This window comes from Terriglobia bacterium, from assembly GCA_036496425.1.
Classification (GTDB): Bacteria; Acidobacteriota; Terriglobia; order 20CM-2-55-15; family 20CM-2-55-15; genus 20CM-2-55-15.
Genome location: DASXLG010000005.1, coordinates 1 through 7,289, shown reverse-complemented (window position 1 = coordinate 7,289; position 7,289 = coordinate 1). Strand labels below are relative to the sequence as shown.

Genomic DNA, 7,289 nt, shown 5'->3' with positions numbered 1-7,289 from the left:
CTTCTCTTCCGGCGCGTTATCGATCGAATCAAACGACCGGTACTTGTTCTTCGGATTGTGCTTCGACAGCACCTTCGTGATGCACGCCGTCAATGTCGTCTTCCCATGATCGATGTGCCCGATCGTCCCCACGTTCACGTGCGGCTTATTTCTATCGAATTTCTCTTTCCCCATGGTCTGTCTCCATTACTTAGCGTTAGATCGGTTTACACCGACTCCTTCACTTCTCTACCTTGTGCTCTGGCAATAATTTCGTCAGCGATATTCTTCGGCACTTCTTCGTAATGCGCGAAGTGCATCGTATAAGTTGCGCGGCCCTGCGTTCGCGAACGCAGATCGGTCGCGTAGCCAAACATGGATGAGAGCGGAACAAGAGCCCTTACGATCTGGGAACCGGGGCGCACCTCCTGCTCCGTAATTCGCCCGCGCCGCGAGTTCAGATCGCCGTTGACGGCTCCCATGAACTCATCCGGCAGCACCACTTCAACCCTCATAACCGGCTCGAGAAGGGCGGGACGCGCCTTCCGGCAACCTTCCTTGAACGCCATTGAACCTGCAATTTTGAATGCGATTTCGGACGAATCCACTTCGTGATACGAACCGTCATAAAGCGTGACCTTCACGTCCTTGACTTCGTAACCGGCGAGAACGCCGGTCCCCATAGCTTCCTTGATTCCCTGCTCAACCGGCTTGACGTATTCGCGCGGGATCGTACCGCCGACAATGGCATTTTCGAAAACGAAACCGACGCCGACTCCGCTCGGTTCCACGGTAATCCGAACGTGACCGTATTGGCCCCGGCCACCGGTCTGGCGGATGTATTTACCTTCCGCATCAGCCTTAGCCCGGATCGTTTCTTTGTAAGCAACCTGGGGCTTGCCGACGTTCGCGCCGACATTGAATTCGCGCATCATGCGGTCGACGATGATCTCCAGGTGCAATTCACCCATACCGGAAATAATGGTCTGCGCAGTATCCGGATCGGTATGGATACGGAACGTCGGATCTTCCTGAGCGAGCTTGTTCAACGCCACGCCCATCTTTTCCTGATCGGCCTTCGTCTTCGGCTCGATGGCGACGGCGATGACGGGCTCAGGGAAATCCATTGCTTCCAGGAGGATCTGCTTGTTTTCATCACAGATCGTGTCGCCCGTAGTCACATTGCGAAGACCTACAGCCGCCGCAATGTCGCCGGCGAACACGTCTTTGATTTCTTCGCGCTTGTTGGCGTGCATCTTCAGCAGCCGGCCGATTCGCTCGCGGGATTGCTTCGTCGAGTTGTAGACGTAGGAACCCGTGTCGAGCTTGCCGGAATAGACCCGGAAGAACGAAAGCTGACCGACAAATGGATCGGTCATGATCTTGAAGACCAGCGCCGAAAACGGCTCTTTGTCCTCCGCCCTGCGGGTTTCGACGGCGGATCGATCCGACGTCCAGCCCTGAACCGGAGGGATATCCACCGGCGACGGCAGGAACCCGACGACGGCGTCCAGCAGCGGCTGCACACCCTTGTTCTTAAAGGCGGAGCCGCAAAGGACAGGGGTCAATTTGATCGCAATCGTCCCCTTCCGGATTGCGGCTTTCAATTCGTCATTGCTGATCTTCCGGCCGCCGACGAACTTCTCGAATAGCACTTCGTCCGCCTCACAAGCCGCCTCAATGATCTTCTCGCGGTACTCGTGAACGATATCCTTATACTCCGCAGGAATCTCTTCGACGGAGTATTCGGCGCCGAGCGACTCGTCATGATAAATAATCGCCTTCTCGTCGAGCAGGTCGAGGATGCCTATGAATTTGTCCTCTTTACCAAGCGGGTATTGAACAGCAACAGGGTTTGCATGGAGGCGCGTGCGCATCATCTGCATGCAGCGCTCGTAGTCGGCGCCCGGACGATCCATCTTGTTGACGAATGCGATCCGCGGCACCCGGTATTTATCGGCCTGACGCCACACCGTTTCCGACTGCGGCTCGACGCCGCCTACGGCGCAAAATACGGCAACAGCACCATCCAGAACTCGAAGCGAACGTTCGACTTCTGCGGTGAAGTCGACGTGACCCGGTGTATCAATGATGTTGATGCGATGATTATCCCAGAAGCAGGTCGTGGCCGCGGACGTGATCGTGATCCCGCGCTCCTGCTCCTGTTCCATCCAATCCATCGTGGCGGTGCCTTCATGCACCTCACCAATCTTGTAGTTGATACCTGTATAATAAAGAATCCGCTCCGTCGTGGTGGTCTTGCCGGCATCGATGTGGGCCATGATGCCGATGTTCCGTGTTTTCTCCAGTGACGTCGTACGTGGCATAAACTTAACTGCTTACCACCGGTAGTGCGCGAAGGCCTTATTGGCTTCCGCCATCCGGTGAGTATCTTCTTTCTTTTTGATCGAATTTCCGCGGTTGTTGGCTGCGTCCATCAGCTCACCCGCCAATTTCTCTTCCATCGACTTTTCGCCGCGCGCGCGCGAATAGGTCAGAACCCATCGAATTGCCAGCGACGTCCGCCGGGCCGGGTTCACTTCGACCGGCACCTGATAGGTCGAACCGCCAACACGCCGGGATTTGACCTCGAGAACCGGCTTGATGTTCTCAATCGCCTTTTTGAACAGCTTGAGCGGCTCGTCCTGCGTCTTCTTCTGGATAACATCCATAGCGCCATACAGGATGTGCTGTGCGGTACTCTTCTTCCCGCCATACATCATGCAGTTGACGAACTTCGAAATCAGCGTGCTCTGATACATCGGATCAGGCACGATCTCGCGCTTGACGATATGCGCTTTCCTGGGCATAGAAAAACCTCTGCGAATTTAAAACTAGATAACAGGAACCCACAGCCGGGTTTGCCCCAGCTCTCGGGTATTTCCACGGGCATTAATTCACTATGCCTGCGCGCTACCGCGCTTGGGCTTCGCGACTTACGCCCGGGGCTACAAATTATCCTTTTGGCCGCTTCGCGCCATATTTCGAGCGCGACTGCTTCCGGTTTGCAACCCCCGCTGCGTCCAGCGTCCCACGAATAACGTGGTAGCGAACGCCCGGCAGGTCTTTCACACGGCCGCCCCGGATCAAGACGATGGAGTGTTCCTGCAGATTGTGGCCGATACCGGGGATGTAGGTTGTTACTTCAATCCCATTGGTCAGACGCACACGTGCAACTTTGCGAAGGGCCGAATTCGGCTTCTTTGGCGTCGACGTATATACGCGAGTACACACGCCTCTTTTCTGCGGACATTCCTGCAAAGCAGGACTACTCGTCTTGTACTTAGGCTTTTGCCTACCTTGTCGAACCAGCTGATTGAACGTCGGCACGAACCTTTTACTCCTAAATATGAGCGGCCTGCCGGGCGGCAAAGTCACGCCCAGCGAAACCTTATAATCTTATATAAGAACCCGTAAATGCACAAGGGATAGGAAACAAATATTGGAAATTGCATCACCCGACGTTTCCGCGTATCTCAAATTTAGAACTGAAGAAACGTCAAAATGATACAACCTCCAATAATTTCCGTTCCCGTTCTATGTTGTCAGTCCTTCCTGTTGAGGCTGTTCCTCATCCAGGCTGAGGTCATCCGATAACTCCAGCTCCGGCGGCGCCTCTTCTCCAATCGGCGTCTCGGGCTCCTCGGAGATCAGTTCCACATTGCGGTAGAACTCAAGTCCCGTACCTGCCGGAATGAGGCGTCCCATAATGACGTTTTCCTTCAAGCCGCGCAGGTAGTCGATTTTCCCGCTGATGGAAGCTTCCGTCAGCACACGGGTTGTCTCCTGGAACGAGGCGGCGGAGATAAACGACTCCGTGGAAAGCGACGCTTTCGTGATTCCAAGCAGGAGCGGCCGGCCCGATGCCGGCTTTCCGCCATTTTTCTTCACGCGCTCGTTCTCTTCCTGGAAGCGGAACTTGTCCACCTGTTCATCGACGAGGAACTCGGTATCGCCGACATCCTCGACTTTGATCCAGCGCATCATCTGCCGGACGATGACCTCGATATGCTTGTCATTGATGTTGACGCCCTGCAGCCGGTAGACCTCCTGGATTTCATTCACCAGATAGGCCTGCAGTTCCTTTTCGCCAAGGACGGCCAGGATATCGTGCGGGTTACGCGGTCCGTCCATCAACGGCTCACCGGCGCGAACGTGCTCGCCTTCCTGGACATTGACGTGGACGCCGCGCGGCAACGCGTACTCGCGTTCCACACCGTTTTCATTGATGACCATGATCTTGCGCTGGCCCTTCGTGATGTCCCCGTACTTGACGATGCCGTCGATTTCCGTAATCACCGCCGTCTCGCGCGGCTTGCGGGCCTCGAACAACTCGACCACGCGCGGCAGACCGCCCGTGATGTCTTTCGTCTTTGTGGTTTCACGCGGAATCTTCGCAAGAACATCGCCCTGATGCACCGCATCGCCGTCCGCCACCATCAAGTGCGCGCGCGAAGGAATCAGGTACTTCCGGAGAACCTTGTGTTTATCGTCGCGAATCTGAATCGTCGGCTGGCGCTTTTCATCCGGCGAATCGGTGACCACCCAGCGAGAGAGCCCGGTAACTTCATCGAGTTCCTCGTGCATCGTCACGCCTTCAAGCAGATCCTTGAACTGAATTGTTCCGCTGACTTCCGTCAGAATCGCGAAGGTATAGGGATCCCATTCCACCAGCGTTGCACCGACCTTCACATGGTCGCCTTCGTTGACCTTGAGTTTCGCGCCGTACACGATCGTATAGCGCTCTTTCTCGCGGCCCTTCTCATCCATGATGGCGAGAACACCGTTGCGGTTCATCGCAACAAGGAACCCTTCCTGATTGCGAACCGTCTGCAGCGCATGGAACTTGATCGTTCCGGCGTTCTTCGCTTCGAGACTCGTCTGCTCGGCGACACGGCTGGCCGTACCGCCGATGTGGAACGTACGCATGGTGAGCTGCGTGCCGGGCTCGCCGATCGACTGAGCGGCAATGACGCCGACCGCTTCACCGATTTCCACGAGCTTTCCGGTCGCCAGGTTTCTGCCGTAGCAGCGGACGCAGGCGCCGCGCCGGGACTCGCAGGTCAGCACGGAGCGAATCTTCACGCGCTCGATGCCCGCAGACTGAATCGCGCTGGCGAGATCTTCCGAGATTTCCTGGTTGATCTCGACGATCACTTTGCCTTCGTAGTCCTTGATCTTTTCGAGCGACACGCGGCCGACGATACGATCTCTCAACGGCTCGATGATTTCGCCTGATTCAACGATCGATCCGACGTAAATGCCGTCGACTGTTCCGCAATCGCCCTCGCTGATGATGACGTCCTGAGCGACGTCCACCAGGCGGCGGGTGAGATAACCGGAATCCGCGGTCTTCAGAGCCGTATCCGCCAGACCTTTACGTGCGCCGTGCGTTGAGATGAAGTACTGCTGCACGGTCAGCCCTTCGCGGAAGTTCGCCGTAATCGGCGTTTCGATGATTTCGCCCGAAGGCTTCGCCATCAATCCGCGCATTCCGGCCAGCTGACGGATCTGTTGTTTCGAACCGCGGGCGCCGGAGTCGGCCATCAGCAGAATGGGATTAAACCCGTGGCTTGCCTTTTCCGCGCGCTCCATTTCATTGAACATCATGTCCGAGATCTTTTCGGTCACGTCCGACCAGATCGCGATGACTTTGTTGTAGCGCTCGCCATTCGTGATCGCGCCATCGCGATATTGCTGGTCAACCTTCACAACTTCGTTCTGGGCGTTTTCAACGAACTCGCGCTTGCCGGGCGGAACAATAAGATCGTCGATCGAGATTGTGATGCCGGCCCGGCATGCGTACGCAAAACCGAGTTCCTTCACGTGATCCAGCATCGTGACCGTCATTTCCGGCCCGTATCGCAGGTAAACGTAGCTGACCAGCTGCCCGAGGCCTTTCTTCTTGAGCAGACCGTTCATGAACGGCATTCCCTTCGGCATCGCGTTATAGAGGATGCAGCGGCCGACGGACGTGCTCAGCATGTGATTCTGGGCTTCGATCAATTCGGCATGGACGATCGCCTGTTCGTCATAGGCGGTGGTCATGTCGATGAGCGGCCCGGTAAAACGCAGCCGGATTGCTGTTTGAGTCTCGACTTCACCGGCATCCCAGGCCATCAGCACTTCGTCGATCGAACCGAATGTCCGGCCTTCGCCTTTGGCGCCCGGTTTCGGGCGGGTCAGGTAATAAACGCCGAGAACCATGTCCTGCGTCGGCACGGCGACCGGCTGTCCGCTGGCAGGCGACAGCAGGTTCTGAGTGGAAAGCATCAGAACCGATGCTTCGATCTGCGCTTCGGGCGACAGCGGAATATGGACCGCCATCTGGTCGCCATCGAAGTCGGCATTGAATGCGGTGCACACCAGGGGGTGGATCTTGATGGCTTTTCCTTCGACGAGAACAGGCTCGAAAGCCTGAATGCCGAGGCGGTGAAGCGTCGGAGCTCGATTCAGAAGCACCGGATGGTCCTTGATGACTTCTTCGAGGATATCCCAGACCACCGAGTCCTGCCGCTCCACCATTTCTTTCGCGGCTTTCACGGTCGTGCAATGACCGCCCTGTTCGAGCCGGTTGTAGATGAACGGCTTGAACAATTCGAGCGCCATCTTCTTCGGGAGACCGCACTGATGCAGCTTCAATTCCGGACCGACAACGATCACCGAACGGCCCGAGTAGTCCACGCGCTTGCCGAGCAGGTTCTGGCGGAAGCGGCCCTGCTTGCCTTTGAGCGTATCGGAAAGCGACTTTAACGGCCGGTTGTTCGCGCCGCGCAGGATGCGGCCGCGGCGGCCGTTGTCGAACAGCGCGTCGACGGCTTCCTGAAGCATGCGCTTTTCATTGCGGACAATGACGTCGGGGGCGTGCAGTTCGATCAGCTTCTTCAACCGGTTGTTGCGGTTGATCACACGCCGATAGAGATCGTTCAAATCCGAGGTCGCAAAACGGCCGCCATCGAGCGGAACCAGGGGCCGCAGTTCCGGCGGAATGACCGGAATCACATCGAGGATCATCCACTCCGGCTTGTTGCCCGACTTTACAAAGGCTTCAACCACCTTGAGCCGCTTGGCGAACTTGACCTTTTTCTGCTGCGAGTTCTCGTTCTTCATCTTCACGCGGAGTTCTATCGACAGCTCGTCGATATCCACACGCTTCAGAAGTTCCTTGATCGCCTCCGCGCCCATCATGGCGACGAACTTTCCGGGAAATTCCTGCTGAAGCTGGCGGAATTTCTCTTCCGTGAGAAGCTCGCGCTCTTTCAGCGGAGCATCGCCGGGATCGATTGTGACGTAAGCTTCGAAATAGAGGA

The 7,289-nt window shown here is 56.5% G+C and carries 5 protein-coding genes; all 5 read right to left on the bottom strand.

Features of this window, described 5'->3' with window-relative positions:
• The coding region (locus VGK48_00185) for a GTP-binding protein (GenBank protein HEY2379569.1) at positions 1 to 174 on the bottom strand (174 nt) is incomplete at its 3' end.
• Positions 175 to 206: 32 nt separating this feature from the next.
• Entirely contained in the window at positions 207 to 2,306 is a 2,100-nt protein-coding gene (gene fusA / locus VGK48_00180; GenBank protein ID HEY2379568.1) for an elongation factor G, read from the bottom strand.
• A 12-nt stretch (positions 2,307 to 2,318) separates the two neighbouring features.
• Positions 2,319 to 2,789 carry a 30S ribosomal protein S7 gene (gene rpsG, locus VGK48_00175; protein ID HEY2379567.1) on the bottom strand — a complete coding sequence of 157 codons (471 nt, stop codon included), beginning with the start codon at positions 2,787 to 2,789 and terminating at the stop codon, positions 2,319 to 2,321.
• A 145-nt stretch (positions 2,790 to 2,934) separates the two neighbouring features.
• Complete coding sequence (gene rpsL / locus VGK48_00170; protein ID HEY2379566.1) at positions 2,935 to 3,309, bottom strand: 30S ribosomal protein S12; 375 nt, start codon at positions 3,307 to 3,309, stop codon at positions 2,935 to 2,937.
• A gap of 207 nt (positions 3,310 to 3,516) precedes the next feature.
• Positions 3,517 to 7,289 (bottom strand): DNA-directed RNA polymerase subunit beta' (rpoC, locus tag VGK48_00165; protein HEY2379565.1); only part of this gene is annotated, 3,773 nt, incomplete at its 5' end.

Coding starts and splice junctions, on each gene's coding strand:
- fusA (HEY2379568.1), bottom strand. CDS start 2,306: ATGCCACGTACGACGTCACTGGAGAAAACACGGAACATCGGCATCATG.
- rpsG (HEY2379567.1), bottom strand. CDS start 2,789: ATGCCCAGGAAAGCGCATATCGTCAAGCGCGAGATCGTGCCTGATCCG.